12 protein-coding genes, 1 pseudogene and 1 riboswitch are annotated in these 15,676 nt (G+C 45.7%); of the genes and pseudogenes, 11 read left to right on the forward strand and 2 right to left on the reverse strand.

Annotated elements, in window-relative coordinates:
• Window position 1 precedes the first annotated feature (1 nt).
• From BM200_RS12345 to BM200_RS12395, 10 genes are all read left to right on the forward strand, one after another.
• Window positions 2–508, forward strand: a complete 507-nt coding sequence (locus BM200_RS12345; RefSeq protein ID WP_091185604.1) for a hypothetical protein — start codon at window positions 2–4, stop codon at window positions 506–508.
• An 83-nt stretch (window positions 509–591) separates the two neighbouring features.
• Window positions 592–1,521: an AraC family transcriptional regulator gene (locus tag BM200_RS12350; protein WP_175532843.1), complete on the forward strand. Its 930-nt coding sequence runs from the start codon at window positions 592–594 to the stop codon at window positions 1,519–1,521.
• 99 nt (window positions 1,522–1,620) lie between these two features.
• Window positions 1,621–3,129 (forward strand): alpha-glucosidase/alpha-galactosidase, encoded by a 1,509-nt coding sequence (melA, locus tag BM200_RS12355; protein ID WP_091185609.1) that lies wholly within the window; start codon window positions 1,621–1,623, stop codon window positions 3,127–3,129.
• Between the two features lie 1,665 nt (window positions 3,130–4,794).
• Window positions 4,795–5,376 carry a recombinase family protein gene (locus BM200_RS12365; protein ID WP_091185613.1) on the forward strand — a complete coding sequence of 194 codons (582 nt, stop codon included), beginning with the start codon at window positions 4,795–4,797 and terminating at the stop codon, window positions 5,374–5,376.
• Window positions 5,377–5,656: 280 nt separating this feature from the next.
• On the forward strand, window positions 5,657–6,652 hold the full coding sequence (locus BM200_RS12370; protein ID WP_091185614.1) for a XamI family restriction endonuclease: 996 nt from the start codon (window positions 5,657–5,659) through the stop codon (window positions 6,650–6,652).
• Window positions 6,653–6,654: 2 nt separating this feature from the next.
• Window positions 6,655–8,211, forward strand: coding sequence for an Eco57I restriction-modification methylase domain-containing protein (locus BM200_RS12375; RefSeq protein WP_091185617.1), 1,557 nt, complete (start codon window positions 6,655–6,657; stop codon window positions 8,209–8,211).
• Between the two features lie 468 nt (window positions 8,212–8,679).
• Window positions 8,680–9,978, forward strand: coding sequence for a kynureninase (gene kynU / locus BM200_RS12380; RefSeq protein WP_091185618.1), 1,299 nt, complete (start codon window positions 8,680–8,682; stop codon window positions 9,976–9,978).
• A 21-nt stretch (window positions 9,979–9,999) separates the two neighbouring features.
• On the forward strand, window positions 10,000–10,626 hold the full coding sequence (kynB, locus tag BM200_RS12385; protein ID WP_091185619.1) for an arylformamidase: 627 nt from the start codon (window positions 10,000–10,002) through the stop codon (window positions 10,624–10,626).
• A 17-nt stretch (window positions 10,627–10,643) separates the two neighbouring features.
• Window positions 10,644–11,477, forward strand: a complete 834-nt coding sequence (gene kynA, locus BM200_RS12390; protein ID WP_245772992.1) for a tryptophan 2,3-dioxygenase — start codon at window positions 10,644–10,646, stop codon at window positions 11,475–11,477.
• 200 nt (window positions 11,478–11,677) lie between these two features.
• Window positions 11,678–12,904, forward strand: a complete 1,227-nt coding sequence (locus tag BM200_RS12395) for an RtcB family protein (RefSeq protein WP_091185624.1) — start codon at window positions 11,678–11,680, stop codon at window positions 12,902–12,904.
• Window positions 12,905–13,072: 168 nt separating this feature from the next.
• On the opposite strand, the gene BM200_RS30360 is transcribed toward BM200_RS12395, so the two are convergent.
• Both BM200_RS30360 and BM200_RS12400 read right to left on the reverse strand, forming a co-directional pair.
• Window positions 13,073–13,747 carry a cyclodeaminase/cyclohydrolase family protein gene (locus BM200_RS30360; RefSeq protein WP_425434569.1) on the reverse strand — a complete coding sequence of 225 codons (675 nt, stop codon included), beginning with the start codon at window positions 13,745–13,747 and terminating at the stop codon, window positions 13,073–13,075.
• A pseudogene (locus tag BM200_RS12400) lies at window positions 13,733–14,572 on the reverse strand (bifunctional 5,10-methylenetetrahydrofolate dehydrogenase/5,10-methenyltetrahydrofolate cyclohydrolase); the annotation flags it as partial. The pseudogene BM200_RS12400 and the gene BM200_RS30360, both read right to left, overlap by 15 nt.
• 80 nt (window positions 14,573–14,652) lie before the next feature.
• A riboswitch (ZMP/ZTP riboswitch) is annotated at window positions 14,653–14,737 on the reverse strand.
• Window positions 14,738–15,018: 281 nt separating this feature from the next.
• On the opposite strand from BM200_RS12400, the gene BM200_RS12405 reads away from it, so the two are divergent.
• Window positions 15,019–15,654 carry a glycoside hydrolase family 11 protein gene (locus tag BM200_RS12405; protein WP_091185626.1) on the forward strand — a complete coding sequence of 212 codons (636 nt, stop codon included), beginning with the start codon at window positions 15,019–15,021 and terminating at the stop codon, window positions 15,652–15,654.
• Window positions 15,655–15,676: the final 22 nt, after the last annotated feature.

The raw sequence follows: 15,676 nt of genomic DNA on the forward strand, positions 1-15,676 counted from the left end.
CATGAACTTAACGGAAGAGGAATGCGAGATCGCAAAGCAGCTGCTGCGCGAAAGAATAGAGGACGTGCCGATTGAAGGGGATACGGAGGTTGAACTGGATGAAGTCCTGATGTACATATCTTCAGACATTAACGTTTGGAAAAAAGCCAAGACGAATAAGCAGCTCACCCAAGTATATAATCTGCATCGTCCGGTGAAATATGATATTTATTTGGACTTGAGCAAAGGGGAATGGCTTGCGAGGGGCGAGGCCATGAATCTGTCTGCCGATGATATTCGCGTGTTATTTCGGATGATTAAAGAAGGGCTGTCCTGTACGTCTCAGATGATCTTTCAGGCCAGATATAATCAGGAGCTGGAGCCGGGGAACAAGAAAGATAGAGGCAGATTAGACAGTTACTATAGGAAGCTGAAAGAACGCCTGAAGCTATACGGTATTACAACCGAACGTTATACCGTGAAGCTTGGGACAAGGTGTTTTGTTATTTATCCGGAAGCAAAGGACTGATGAAATGGGGAAGCGTTGACCTTCCTTACCCGCGGGTATATGCTGACCATAGAGATTATGCCGGTTGCAAAGGTGGGAAAATCATGAGCTCGAACAGCTTTTATGATGCGAAGTGGAGAGAGTCCGGAGAGTTCCGTCCGAAGATTGTCGCGTACTATTACAAGCAGTGGGAAGACTTCCATATGGGCTTCCATCAGCATGACTGGGCGGAGTTCATGTATGTGATCTCGGGGAACTGCACGGTGGAGACCAATAAAGAGGTTATCGCCATGCGCAAAGGCGATCTTATCATGCTGGATGCCGAGGTGCCGCATAGGCTGATCGTCGAGAGCGGGAGTCCCTGCCGGATGCTGAATGTGGAGTTTGGATTCCAGCCCTGCGAGGGTATTTATCCGTCGATGAATCAGCTGTCTAGCCATAATCCGATGTTTGCGAGGCTGCTCGAGCAGCGTCTGGACACGATTGTGCTGAGGGACTATGAAGATATTCAGGTGAATCTGAGAAATCTGGTCTTTGAGCTGGATCTGGGCGGAGAGGGCGCTGAACGAGGCCGCGAGATGATGACGAATCTGCTCATGTCCCAGCTGCTCGTCCGTGTGGCCCGTTTGGTTGCCGTGGAATCGAAAAATAGCGCCGAGCGCCAAATCCATCATTACGTGCGGCACGCGGCTGAATATATCCACCAATATTACGATACCGCTATTCAAGCCAAAGATATTGCGGCTGCGGTTAATCTGCATCCCGTCTATCTCCAGCGTATCTTCAAAGCGAATATGAACAAGACCATCAATGAGTATTTGGTGGACCTGCGAATAGATAAGGCGAAAATGCTGCTTGCCCGCACGGACGTACCCATCATCGAGGTGGCGGATCATATCGGGCTGAACAGCAGGCAGTATTTCAGCATGCTGTTCAAGAAAATGACGGGAATCTCCCCGGCGGAATTCCGTAATTCCAAGAAAACCATCACAAGCTGGACCGACTATGAAGTTGAAATAGTTGACAAGATCTAACGCAAACCGTTGCGAATGTGGAAACGCCTTCTTTTTCAGCCTGCTAGAATAAGGGTATTAAACGACAATACCCTGACAGGCGAAGAGGAGGCTTTATTTATGAGTTTTAAGGTAGCATTTGTAGGTGCAGGCAGTATCGGATTCACGCGCGGCTTGATGAGGGACTTGCTTGCCGTGCCGGAGTTTAAGGATATCCAGGTTGCTTTTACAGACATTAACGAACATAATCTCGACATGGTCACCCAGCTCGTGCAGAGAGACATTCGGGAAAATGGCTTGTCCATCGAGATTCAAGCGACAACGGACCGCAGAGAGGCGCTTAAGGATGCTCGTTACATCTTCTGCGTGGTGCGGATCGGCGGTCTTGAAGCGTTCCAATACGACATCGATATTCCGCTCAAATACGGCATCGACCAATGCGTCGGCGATACCCTTTGTGCAGGCGGCATTATGTACGGTCAACGCGGCATCGCCGAGATGCTGAATATCTGTAAGGACATTCGCGAGGTGGCCGAGCCCAATGCGCTGCTCCTTAACTATGCGAATCCGATGGCGATGCTGACCTGGGCATGCAACAAGTACGGCGGTGTCCGCACCATTGGCCTCTGCCATGGCGTACAAGGCGGACATCACCAAATCGCTCGTGCGCTGGGCCGGGAGAAGAAGGACGTAGATATCATCTGCGCGGGTATTAACCATCAGACTTGGTATATCTCGGTGAAGACCGACGGTGTTGATCGTACGGGGGATCTCTTGGAGGCATTCGAATCGGTGCCGGAATTCGCTAAGACCGAGAAGGTCCGCATCGACATGCTGCGCCGCTTCGGCTACTACTCCACTGAATCCAATGGTCACTTAAGCGAATACGTGCCTTGGTACCGCAAACGTGCCGATGAGATTAAGGACTGGATCGACCTTGGTTCATGGATTAACGGCGAGACCGGCGGTTACCTGCGCGTCTGCACCGAAGGCCGCAACTGGTTCGAGACCGACTTCCCGAACTGGATGAAGGCAGAGCCGTTCAAGTATACGGCTGAGAACCGCGGCGAAGAGCATGGTTCCTACATTATTGAAGGCCTCGAGACAGGCCGAGTCTATCGCGGTCACTTCAATGTCGTGAATAACGGCGTTATCACTAACTTGCCGGACGATGCGATTATCGAAGCTCCGGGTTATGTCGATCGCAACGGCATCAACATGCCGATTGTCGGCGACCTGCCGCTCGGCCCCGCAGCCGTCTGCAACGTCAGCATCTCCGTCCAGCGCATGGCCGTAGAGGCCGCCGTCCATGGCGACGACAAGCTGCTCCGCCAAGCGATGATGATGGACCCGCTTGTTGGCGCGGTATGCAACCCTAAAGAAATTTGGCAGATGGCCGACGAGATGCTCGTAGCGCAAGCGAAGTGGCTTCCGCAGTACACGGAAGCTATCGCGGCAGCGGAGGTGCGGTTGGCTAGCGGCAACCTGTTGCCTACGCGTGAGAACTACCAAGGCGCTGCGCGCTTAAAGACGAAGTCGATCGAGGAGCTCAGCCAGGATCGGGAAGCGGCGACTCGCAACGCGATTGAGTCGGATAAGGCGAAGGAGCGGCCTGCGGCCGAGGTTTAATAGGAAATCTCGGCTAGTCTTTATAATTCAAATAACTTAACAACATGTCTATCCCAATATATCGATAATAGGTGCTGCGCAGCACCAATATTGTTATACTTACTCATACAGAAACAAGCGATTCCTCATAAAAGAGGATCGCTTGTTTTTATGATTGCTGATATAATTTAAATCTTCAAGAAACTGCTCATAGTTCTCTACTTTATCAAAAGTTTTTTCAATCAGTTCGATTGGAGTAGTTTGGTTTGGATGTGAAGCTGGTCAGTGAAAACGTTATGTATGTTGTTTAGTTGATCCCGTACAATGATGTAATTCTTGTCCTGATAAACTCGAATGCCTTCAACTTTTTTTATTTGACCATTTAGATTGTATTCCACTGAAATGTAATCCGTATCAAACTGTGATAAATTCTTGCCGAAACTGCCTAATTGATATGCAGTGTGAGAGACAAATACGATTAAAACAGCGACAATAAAGATATAAACAAATAATACTTGCCATAAAGTTAAGAATATATTTTTTATTTTGAGATGGAGAATTAGAATATTGATTTTTAGAATACTCCAGTTAAGATTTAAATAATAATACAAATGAGATTCGAGTTTGGATGACACTAGCGTATTTCTAAGGAGCTTTTCTCTTGTTCTTGCATAGTCTCTAAATAATGAAAAAATGAAAATTAGCAGTAGCACAACTATGTTACCTGATTGCAAAGAAATAAAAACTTCCTGCTGAAAAGTGTTAAAGTCCAATGAAGAATCTAGAAAAGGTAATTCTTTAGAAAAAGCAAAGTAATTGATGAGCACTTCCCACAAAGAGGAATTTTTTGAAGCGTAAAACAAATAATATGGTAACAATGGGATGAAAAACTGTAACAATCCCCAAAAGATTATGAGTCCAAAGATGATACCAACTATAGAACCGATTATAATGAATTTTCTATTTCTACTTCTGTGAAGAAGTTTTCTACCATAAAACAAGTAAATTCCTAATGGTAATATGGTTAATATAGTTATGAATAGATATACAAATGCATAATAAAAATACAATCTATTGCTGAAATCAATGGGGTTTTGAAATGCAGATATTAAAGAAAGAATTTCGTTTCTCGCCTTACTCTGTAAAATAATAAACCCTATGATATAAGCTAAACCATGAGAAAATACAAAAAATAAAGCTGTAATAAAAATTCTTATTAAGATTGGAATTCTCAGGTATATTAAAATAAAGCTGCTCAGAGGAATTCTTTCTCGGTTTCGTTCTATAAATGATATTAGACTTGAATATTTGTTCTGGATCCACAGTATTGATTCCATCTATAAGTATTTCCCTTCAATAATTTGTTTTCTCTTACTTCATACAGGACATCCTAGTATCAGTTATCGGTTTTCTAACATAAGAAATGAACTTGTTCATTTGGAAAGTAGGTAAAAGGGAGAGTGTAGGATTGCTACGCTCTCTTTATTTGTATGGAATTATTGTGTGGGAATAATTTTATACATGTAAGGCACAAAACCATTGTTTATGAAACGGTCTTGAAGGATTTGGCTTAATCGTGGTTAAAACTCTTGAAACTAGTACGGAACTCATTCCAAAAACAAATTCACGAAAAGGTACGTTTATGATACTATTTAATTAATGGTAAATACGAGAGGAACGATACAAATGAAAATAGCTTACGCTAGAGTTTCGACAGCAGATCAATCCCTAGATTTGCAAATGGATTCACTGAAGAAGTTTGGATATGACCGAATCTATACGGAAAAGGCGAGTGGCGGCAAAGATGACCGCCCCGAACTAGCGAAGGCATTGGAGATGTTACGCGATGGGGACACCTTGATAGTATACAAACTTGACCGTTTGGCACGTTCGACATTGAAGCTAATTGAAACACTTGACCTACTTACCAAGAAGGGCGTGGAGTTCATAAGCCTATCTGATAACATCGACACGTCTACATCGGCAGGAAAAGCAATGTTTGGGATGATGGCGGTATTCGCGGAGTTTGAGAGGTCAATTATTCGAGAACGTACTGTCGCAGGACTTGAAGCCGCTAGAGCCCGTGGACGGAAGGGCGGTCGCCCAATGACGGATAAGAAGAAGCTAGACAAAGCAATCAAACTACATGAGAGCGAAGAGTTTACGGTAACACAAATTGAGGAAATGACAGGAGTAAGCAAGGGTTCACTTTACCGCGAACTTAATCGGAGGAAGCAGGGAAAAATAAAAGCGTATGAGACAGTCTGAGAGCCTTTGAGGGGCAGTATAAGGACTAACATTCGGTAGAGCCATCCCTTAGAGGGCGGCTCTTTCTTTTGCTCTACTTAGCTTGCAGGGGCTTATAACCCCACCCCAGTGCCTAGCGAAATGGTTTTTGCTGTCGCGGCAGAGTTTACCGTCGTATGCTCCGTACAAAATTTTTCTGACTTGCCTTTGTACGCACACAGGGGGAAACGTGAATTTTCATGGTTATTCGAGCGATTTTGCATTAGAATTAGGAGTAATACACTTTAGTCGGAGGTAAGATATGATTAATGCTAATAAGCCGAATTTATGGAAAGAAGATGTAGCACGTTCAGTTGATTTATATAATACATGGTTCATGCAGTTTGCTCCCGAAGCATACAGAAGTACACGTGTACAAACTACCGCTGATGTAAAAGCGGCGCTTAAGGTACTTGATAATTTGAAGAGTATCAACCCTGAAATTATCATGAACAACCCAACAATTGTACCTACTCTTAGAATGTGTACTGCGCCGCCCTTAGCACGTGATAGGTTAACTGGATTAGGTTACTTGAATAAATCCATTCTTTCCTCGATGGAGGACAAGGGAGCAGTTCCTCCAAAAATGAAGGAACTAGAGTTGGTTCGTAATTTTACGGCAATAAGTGGAGTAATAACAAAACTTCTTGATAAAGATATTTTTACGTGGCTTGAAGACGGACATGTCCCAACAGATGAGGAAGTGTACAGGGCTTCAACAATTATTGCCGATAGACTTTGTGGGGCAGTCGCAAACCCGATAATTAAAAATGCTCAGGAACAACGCCAATTGGCTTTAATTGCAAGTTACTTAGAAGAACGGGGATACGACCGAATCAAACACCCATCGGATAAGCCGATAACGGAAATGAAAAAGGGAACGTACAGTTTTATTATGAACGTACCTATTTACCAGTCTGAAGTGACTAGTGAAGATGGCGAAAGTGGAGACAATGAAGGTGCATCAAAAGTGAATCTAGCTATCGACGTTGTTATACAAAAGAAAACGGCACAAGATGGAGAGTACCCTATTCTGATCGAATGTAAGTCAGCAGGTGACTTTACCAATACAAACAAACGTCGAAAAGAAGAGGCTATTAAGAGCATTCAATTAAGGAACACTTATGGAAGCGAATTAAAATTGTATTTGTTCTTGTGTGGTTATTTTGACACCCCATACTTGGGTTATGAAGCCGCTGAAGGTTTGGATTGGATATGGGAACATAGGATTTCCGATTTTGATCAATTGGGGATATAATTATGACGAAAATAAAAGAACTTGAAGAACTACGAAGTAAAACGCAAATAGCCATTGATGCTCAAAAAAATTTAGTTGAACGTAATCAAATGGGTCAATATTCCACTCCATTTGAATTAGCAAAAGAAGTTGCAGAATTTGTTCTTAACCAGTGGAAGACACATAATCCGAACACCCCAATCCGATTCCTTGAACCTGCGATTGGGACAGGGGCATTCTACTCAGCATTTCGGTCTCAAGCGCTTGATAATGATATATCTAACGCAACGGGTATAGAGTTGGATAAGTCCTTTTTCGAGGCTTCAAGGGACTTATGGAAAGATGAACGAATCAAGATTATTAACGAAGATTCAACAAAAGTTCAATTGAATGATTTTTATAATCTTCTTATTACGAATCCTCCTTATGTTCGACATCATCATATTGATAAAGAAGAAAAAGATAGATTGAAAAAGAAAGTCAAAGAACTGCTAGGATATGATGTAAGCGGACTTTCAGGGCTTTATTGTTACTTTATTTGGCTGTCTCATCAATGGTTATTAGAGGGTGCATGGGCAACTTGGCTAATTCCTTCAGAGTATTTAGATGTAAATTATGGGCGGTTGGTAAAAAAGTATTTGAAAGAGAAAGTTAGATTGAAATTCATTCATAAGTACGACCCTAATAATTGTCAATTTACTGACGCACTCGTTTCATCGTGTGTTCTTATATATGAAAAGTCTGTACCTGATGAGTCAGATGTCGTTCGCTTTTCATTCGGAGGTTCTATTGAAAAGCCTGATTTTGTTAAATATGTCCGAATAAATGAACTTAACCCTGACGATAAATGGTCATGGAACTTGATGGATAGACCTGAAAAAACGAAGACCGTACAGTTTTCTGATTTTTTTGATGTGAAGCGTGGAATTGCAACGGGCAATAACGACTTTTTTGTTTTAGAAAGAAAACAGATTGAAGAAATGGGATTACCAATTCAATGCTTCACACCTTTACTTCCACCTCCTCGGGGGCTTAATTCGGATGTGATTGAGTGTGACATTGATGGTTTTCCTGATGTATGTCCACAACCCTTTGTGATTGACACATCACTTACAGAAGAAGAGCTAGCGGACAAGTATCCTCAATTAAGTAGTTACTTGGATAAGGGTAAGCAAGAAGGGATTTTAGAAGGTTATATTGTGCGTAATCGAAAAGTTTGGTATAAACAGGAAAATCGCAAGCCTGCACCTTTTCTCTGTACTTACATGGGAAGAGAATCAAGCGGTGGTAATCCGTTTAGATTCATTTGGAATAAATCAAATGCAATTGTTACCAATGGTTATCTAATGCTTTACCCTAAAGGAGAGCTTAAAGCGCTCCTGAAATCCAATCCCAATCTTTATTCGAGTGTTTATGATGCACTTTGTCTTATTGCAGATGAAAACTTCTCAGATGAAGGTCGAGAGTATGGCGGTGGCTTGAAAAAGATTGAACCTAAAGAACTTGGAAAAGTTTCTGCGGATGCTCTGCTATCAATTCTACCTAGCTACGAGGTCGTTGAACAACAACTGATATTTTAATCTTAAAGACGCCATTTGTATTTTATAATGGCGTCTTACGTTTTAGAGTTGAGCAAACACCATTTTACGGACACATACAATTGTTTGTTGTCACTGTCTACTCGTCACATGTGGTGTGCGTAGACTTCTAATTAGAGAAGAATAAAATGTCGCCGCGCGTACTGTACCATTTTAAATTGAAACCCTTCATGGGAGATTAGGGCTCAAGCACATACTTGAGTCCTTTTACTTTGATTAGGGGGATGATTTTAAAGATGAATAGGCAATATTAAAGGTCATCTAAACCCGCCACTCTGGCAACAGAGTAGAAGAAGTATACTGCTGGACCGTTAATTTGGTTACGTCAGAAGCAAGGGAATATAAGTCGTCTCTTCCCTCCTGTTGGACGTTTGACGCTCCCGGAAGCTCTACGTTAAGATAATCAAGCAATGATTAAATCAACATTCAATAGGAGTAAGGAGGCACATGATGGTTCAGGACCAACAAGACTTAGATCTATATTCCAAAGAATATGCCCGGCAGCTCGATGAACATGATGAGCTGGCTTCATACCGTGATGAATTTTACATCAATCCGAACTCCATTTACATGGATGGCAACTCGCTAGGCCTGCTCTCCAAACGCGCGGAGCAATCCTTATTAGACGTTTTGGGCGCTTGGAAACACCAAGGCATCGACGGCTGGACGCAGGGGCAGTATCCGTGGTTTTATCTCGCAGAAAAGCTGGCAGCCATGAGTGCGCCGCTTGTTGGAGCCTCTGCTGATGAAGTGATTGTAACGGGCTCCACAACTGTGAACCTGCATCAACTGGTGGCGACCTTCTACAAGCCTCAAGGTATTCGTACAAAGATTTTGGCGGATGAGCTGAATTTTCCTTCAGATATTTATGCGCTGCAAAGTCAGCTAAAGCTTCATGGCTACGATCCGGATGAGCATCTCATTCGGGTAGCCAGCCGCGATGGACGCTTTCTTCAAGAGGAAGATATCATCGCTGCGATGACGGAAGAGGTTGCACTTATTGTGCTCCCTGCGGTGCTGTACCGGAGCGGGCAGCTGCTGGATATGAAGCGTCTATCAGCTGAGGCTCATGCGCGCGGTATTCTGATTGGCTTTGACGGCTGCCATTCGGTCGGGTCCATTCCGCATTCGTTTAGCGAGTGGGATGTCGATTTTGCCTTTTGGTGCAATTATAAATATTTGAACAGCGGGCCGGGAGGGACAGCCAGCCTGTATGTCAATCGCAAGCATCATGGCATAACACCAGGCCTAACGGGATGGTTCGGTTCCCATAAAGATAAGCAGTTCGATATGGAGCATCAGTTCCATCAAGCGGATACAGCGGGAGCGTTCCAGATTGGAACGCCAAACATACTCAGCATGGCGCCGCTCATTGGATCACTCGAGCTATTTGCAGAAGCGACAATGGAGAAGCTGCGTCAGAAGTCGCTGCACATCACGCGTTATATGATGGAACTAATTAAGCATGAGCTGAGTGATATGGGCTTCACGCTTGGCAATCCTACGGAGGACGAGCGCAGAGGCGGACATGTGAGTCTCGAGCATCAGGAAGCGGCGAGAATCTGCAAAGCGCTCAAGGAGCTGCAGCACATCGTGCCTGATTTCCGTGCTCCGAACATCATTCGTCTCGCGCCTGTTCCACTGTATACAAGCTACAGCGACGTATGGGAAACCGTGCAGCGGCTGAAAGCCGTCATGGTGGATAAGCAATACGAGAAATTCGCCAATATGCGGGATGTCGTTGCATAAGATGGAGGAAGGAGTATCTGGATGACCTTGATCGATATTTCTCGCCCTCTTGCTAACGGGACGCCTACTTGGCCGGGTGACACGCCTTTCTTCTATGAAGTGAGCTGGTCTAAGGAGCAGAGCGGATCGGTGAACGTTGGCAAGCTGACGATGAGCATTCATACAGGAACGCATATCGATTCCCCGTTTCACTTCGACAATGATGGGCGTAAGGTAAAGGATTTGGACCTTCAGCTATATGTAGGACCGGCACGCTTGATAGATGTATCTGGCCGCTCGAGCATAGGTGCGGAGGATCTGGCATCGTATGAGCTCGAAGGGGTGACCCGTCTGCTGCTGCGCACGAGTTCTTGGACCAATCCAGACGAATTCCCGTCTGAAATTACGTATTTGAGAGCGGATCTTGGCCCGTTCCTGCAAGCTCGAGGCATTCGGCTTATCGGTGTTGATGTTCCTTCGGTTGATCCGCTGGACAGCAAAGAGCTTGCGGCCCATCACGGCCTGCATGCTCATGACATTCATATTTTGGAAGGACTCAACCTCGATCATGTCTCCCCTGGAGATTACGAATTAATGGCGCTGCCACTCCCGCTTGCAGAAGCGGACGGCAGCCCTGTACGAGCAGTGCTTCGACCATTCACACCATAGAAAAGGAGCATATGAACATGGCCGATACGCCGCAAAACAAAGAAAATCTCGTTTCCGACTTCTCGAAATCCATGTCATACGGTGACTATCTTCACTTAGATCAGATTTTGTCCAGCCAGCACAGACTATCTGACCACCACGATGAAATGCTGTTTATCATCATCCACCAAGCAAGCGAGCTGTGGATGAAGCTGATCCTGCATGAGCTGAGCGCGGCTCGCGCTAGTATCCAGCAAAATAATCTGGAGCCTGCGTTCAAGATGCTCGCACGCGTCTCCAGAATTCAGCAGCAGCTGATCCAATCCTGGGACGTATTATCTACGCTGACGCCTGCGGAATATATGCAGTTCCGTCATAAGCTGGGCAGCTCCTCCGGCTTCCAGTCCTATCAGAACCGTCTGATCGAATTCATGCTGGGTCTTAAGAAGCCAAGCGTTCTTGCTGTCTATGAGCATCAACCGGAGCTGCACAAGCAGATGAGCGATGCCATGAACGAGCCGAGCATCTACGATGCGGCGATTGGCGCGCTTGCAGCTCGCGGCCTCACCGTCGATCCAGACTACCTGCAGCGTGACTGGTCGCAGCCTTATGCGGAGAACGAAAGCGTCAAGGAAGCTTGGCTAACCGTGTACCGCGACGTCGAGCGATACTGGGATCTGTACGAGCTCGCCGAGAAGCTTGTCGATATCGACAGCCGCCAGCAGCAGTGGCGCTTCAACCATATGGGAACGGTAGAGCGGGTCATCGGCTTCAAGCATGGAACCGGCGGTTCTTCAGGCGTTGATTACTTGAAGCATGTCGTCAGCCAGCGGTATTTCCCGGAGCTGTGGAGCCTAAGGACAGTATTATAGGAATTAGAAAACACCTTCAAGAGGAAGCTTCTGTGTCGTAGGATACGGGAGGGGACTTTTGGAGGTGTTTTTGCGTTGGGATTTGATCGTATTAATTGAACTAATTCCGACTTCGTCATACTTTCACCCTGTTTGATTGTATTTAGTTAAGCGATAATAAGACTACAAGCAAATTGAATGAGATCGGAGCTGAAAAGAATATGACTTATCAAACGATTGACGGCGTGCGTGTCTGGGGTACTCCAGAAAGTGGAGCATTAGCACAAGCGAAAACATGTGCAGAATACGGGAATGTCGTACAAACCCTTCTTATGGCGGATCATCATAAAGGGTACAGCCAGCCGATTGGTGGGGTTGTTGTATATGATGGGCAAATCTCTCCTTCGGGCGTTGGTTACGATATAGCATGCGGCAATAAAGCAGTGCGAACCAATTTATTAGCTGCGGATATTAAATCTGGAATGCCGAAAATAATGGATTCAATAGCCCGTAAAATTTCCTTCGGTGTAGGACGATTCAATAATGAAAAGGTAGATCATGGGCTTTTTGATGATCCGGACTGGGCCGCATATCTAACGGTTGGTAAACAGGAACATGACAAGCTGAGAGCGCTGGCTCAGAATCAGCTTGGCACGGTCGGCAGCGGTAACCATTACGTAGATTTATTTGAAGAAGAGGAAACGGGGCGACTTTGGATCGCGAATCATTTTGGCAGCCGTGGATTTGGCCATAAGACAGCAAGCGGTTTTATTAACCTCGCGGCAGGAAGAGACTTTTTCGGGAAAGCTCCCGGCGAGAAAATGGATCAACCGCCTGTTTTGCTTGAATTGAACAGTGAACTTGGCGATCTGTATTACCGGGCGATGAAGTTGGCAGGACGTTATGCGTATGCCGGTAGAGATTATGTTATAGAGCAAGTCTTATCCATTCTAGGAGCCGAGGCGGATCTCGAAGTGCATAATCATCATAACTATGCTTGGAAAGAGACGCACGATGGGAAGGAAGTCGTTGTCGTCCGTAAAGGAGCAACTCCGTCCGCACCCGGGCAGGTTGGTTTCATCGGTGGAAGCATGGGGGATATATCTGTCATCGTCAAAGGGAAAGACAGTACGGAAAACAAGGATTCTTACTACAGCACCGTGCATGGAGCCGGACGAATTATGAGCCGTACTCAAGCGGCCGGGAAAATGAACTGGAAAACCCGTACCCGAAGCGGCGGTCAAATTACGCCAGAGCAAATGATGAATGCCGTCAATGATTATGGCGTTGAATTGCGCGGCGCCGGTACGGATGAGAGCCCGTTTGTGTATCGAAAGCTTCTAGAAGTATTGGATGCTCATGCCGAAACTATTGAGGTTATGCATGTGCTGAAACCGATTGGTGTCTGTATGGCAGGTGCGGATGAGTTTGATCCGTACAAGGATTGATAGGCATTGAAAAGAAAGTGAACCCTGGAATATTGATTCTATACTAACCATGAAGTATATCAAGATATGATAGCAAATTGTGCAAAATAAAACTCGCTCGAAAATGAGCGAGTTTTATTTTTTATATTGTGCCCGAGAGAACCAACTGGAACTGTTATTCTCTTGATTTTAAATCATTATTCTATTTCGGGTAATTACTAATGTCTTGCTCTTTAGATCCTCGATGTCTCTGCTCAACAACAACACCTTATCCGCATACTGCTGCTTCAACCCCAGATCCTTAAGCGAACCCAGGTTGATCTCAATCGTCAGCAGAGCAGACTGCGCTGCTGCCTCAAACAGGATAGCTCCGATCCCCAAATCGGAGATCACGTTCTTATTGGACGACTCTGCAATGCTGTAGGTACTTACTATTCCAGCTCGGCAGATCTCCATCAAACGCAGAGGCACTTCAATGGCCCGGATTGCAGCCTGCTGGATGGCATTTGCACGTTCGAGCTTTTCTTCATCCGTGCTCTTGGGAAGCTTTAACGCATCCATATACTGATTGAACGAAGTGATGTCGGCTTGGAGCAGCTCTTCGCATTGTCCGGTTAAATGGCTAATCGTCCGGATAACGCCGGAAATCTGCTGCTGGATAGAGGCGAACTTCTCGCCTTGGGATAGGCTGCCGACCATGGAAGTCATCGATGCCCCAAGTGCGGCAATGAGGGCGGCTACGCTTCCGCCGCCAGGCGTAGGCTTGGAGCTGCCTGCCTGCTGCAGGAACTGGCGGATGGAATTATCCCATGAAACGGTATCGGTATCCGTTTCATGCGCAACCTCCTTGCGTTGAAGGTCAATAGCCTTCAAGAGATTCTCGTAGAGAATCGCAGTAGTTAGGGTACCAACACCGCCCGGAACGGGGGATAGAGCTGCAACATGAGAGCTGACTTTCGCAGAGACATCACCCACGATCTTCCCACCGTCAATCTCATTAATACCTGCATCAATGATGACCAGATCGTCGTGCACCATATCCGGAGTAATGACCTCAGCACGTCCTACCGCTACAAAAGCGATCTCCGCATGCTGAAGATGCATCGCAATGTCCTCGGTGCGCGAATGACAGACGGTAACGGTGGCATTTTCCCGCTGGAGCATATGGAATAATGGCAAGCCAACGGTTTGACCTCTTCCCACAAGGGTGACATTTTTACCTGCTATCGTATAATCATAATGCTTCAATAACTTAATACACGCTTGGGGAGTAGCGGGGTAGAGACCTTCATCACCAGTCACCGTAGCAAGTTTATTATCCGGTGTAACGCCATCTACGTCTTTCACAGGGGATATGGCCTTTTCTATGGTGCTTGCTGACAGGTGTTTCGGCAAAGGCAGCTCCAGCATAATGCCGTGGACATGGGGATCCTTATTCAATCGGGCAATCAGCGCAAGAATCTCAGTCTCCTTAACGTCAGGCTGGAAGATATGGAGATCAAAGGCTATGCCAAGTTTCTCGGCAATCTTGCGTTTAGCCTGAGCATAATAAGAAGATGCCGGATCCCCCTCGACTAATATGGTCGCCATATGCGGGTGAAGACCATTTTGCTTCATTTGTTCTACCCTGGTACTGATCGATTCATAGACCTGATCGGCTGCTTCTTTTGCTTTCATGAGTATGCTCATCTCTGTTTCCTCCGTTTCGTTATTAACGATTTAAACGAAAAAAAGTATCCGCGGAGGCTCGTTATAAACGAGCAACCGTAGATACTTTCCCAGGCGAACGGAACTTATAACTGTATGCTTCCTCGTGGTTCATTCCACTAGTTCTCGCCAGTCACATACAGGGTTATTTGTCCTCATTCTATCAAAGATTCCATTGCAATAAAAGCATCTTAATTAGCATATCTCAACAAAAATCCTAAATATTAGGGGGATAACCCTTTACTTTGTTTCTTTGTATGAAAGCGTTTACTCTCTATAATCTTGTTCAGAAGGAGGTGGCGGTCAACGGTTAGCAGCGTATGCCAGGCACAATAAAAATCTACTTCATAGAGAATCTTCACACGGTATGGATTCAAGTTCGTCGTAGGTAAGTTGTGACAAGCAAACCCAATAATAGGAGGTAGATTATGTTTAAGTTTAAAAAGAAGGTTATGACAGCAGTACTGGCAGCTTCTATGAGTATCGGTTTATTCGCGGCAACGGCTAATGCAGCAACAGACTACTGGCAGAACTGGACAGATGGCGGCGGAACGGTAAACGCGGTTAACGGTTCCGGCGGCAACTATAGCGTTAATTGGTCGAATACCGGCAACTTCGTTGTAGGTAAAGGCTGGAATACGGGCTCTGCCTCCAGAGTAATCAACTACAATGCTGGCGTATGGGCGCCAAGCGGCAATGGCTATCTGACTCTGTACGGATGGACTAGAAACTCCCTCATCGAATATTACGTGGTTGACAGCTGGGGTACTTACCGCCCTACCGGATCGTATAAAGGCACGGTAAGCAGCGACGGCGGAACGTACGACATCTACACGACGCAGCGCGTTAACGCACCTTCCATTGACGGCACGGCTACCTTTACGCAGTACTGGAGCGTCCGCCAATCCAAGAGAGCGACCGGCAGCAACGTCGCCATCACGTTCAGCAACCATGTTAACGCATGGAAAAGCAAAGGCATGAACCTGGGCAGCAGCTGGTCTTATCAGGTTCTCGCGACAGAAGGCTATCAAAGCAGCGGCAGCTCGAACGTAACGGTGTGGTAGCACGACTACGGACGAGAGCCTG

It is taken from the genome of Paenibacillus catalpae (assembly GCF_900112695.1).
Taxonomy (GTDB): domain Bacteria; phylum Bacillota; class Bacilli; order Paenibacillales; family Paenibacillaceae; genus Pristimantibacillus; species Pristimantibacillus catalpae.

Coding starts and splice junctions, on each gene's coding strand:
- BM200_RS12345 (WP_091185604.1), top strand. CDS start 2: ATGAACTTAACGGAAGAGGAATGCGAGATCGCAAAGCAGCTGCTGCGC.
- BM200_RS12395 (WP_091185624.1), top strand. CDS start 11,678: ATGACTTATCAAACGATTGACGGCGTGCGTGTCTGGGGTACTCCAGAA.
- BM200_RS12405 (WP_091185626.1), top strand. CDS start 15,019: ATGTTTAAGTTTAAAAAGAAGGTTATGACAGCAGTACTGGCAGCTTCT.
- BM200_RS12365 (WP_091185613.1), top strand. CDS start 4,795: ATGAAAATAGCTTACGCTAGAGTTTCGACAGCAGATCAATCCCTAGAT.
- BM200_RS12375 (WP_091185617.1), top strand. CDS start 6,655: ATGACGAAAATAAAAGAACTTGAAGAACTACGAAGTAAAACGCAAATA.
- BM200_RS12370 (WP_091185614.1), top strand. CDS start 5,657: ATGATTAATGCTAATAAGCCGAATTTATGGAAAGAAGATGTAGCACGT.
- melA (WP_091185609.1), top strand. CDS start 1,621: ATGAGTTTTAAGGTAGCATTTGTAGGTGCAGGCAGTATCGGATTCACG.
- kynU (WP_091185618.1), top strand. CDS start 8,680: ATGGTTCAGGACCAACAAGACTTAGATCTATATTCCAAAGAATATGCC.
- BM200_RS12350 (WP_175532843.1), top strand. CDS start 592: ATGAGCTCGAACAGCTTTTATGATGCGAAGTGGAGAGAGTCCGGAGAG.
- kynB (WP_091185619.1), top strand. CDS start 10,000: ATGACCTTGATCGATATTTCTCGCCCTCTTGCTAACGGGACGCCTACT.
- kynA (WP_245772992.1), top strand. CDS start 10,644: ATGGCCGATACGCCGCAAAACAAAGAAAATCTCGTTTCCGACTTCTCG.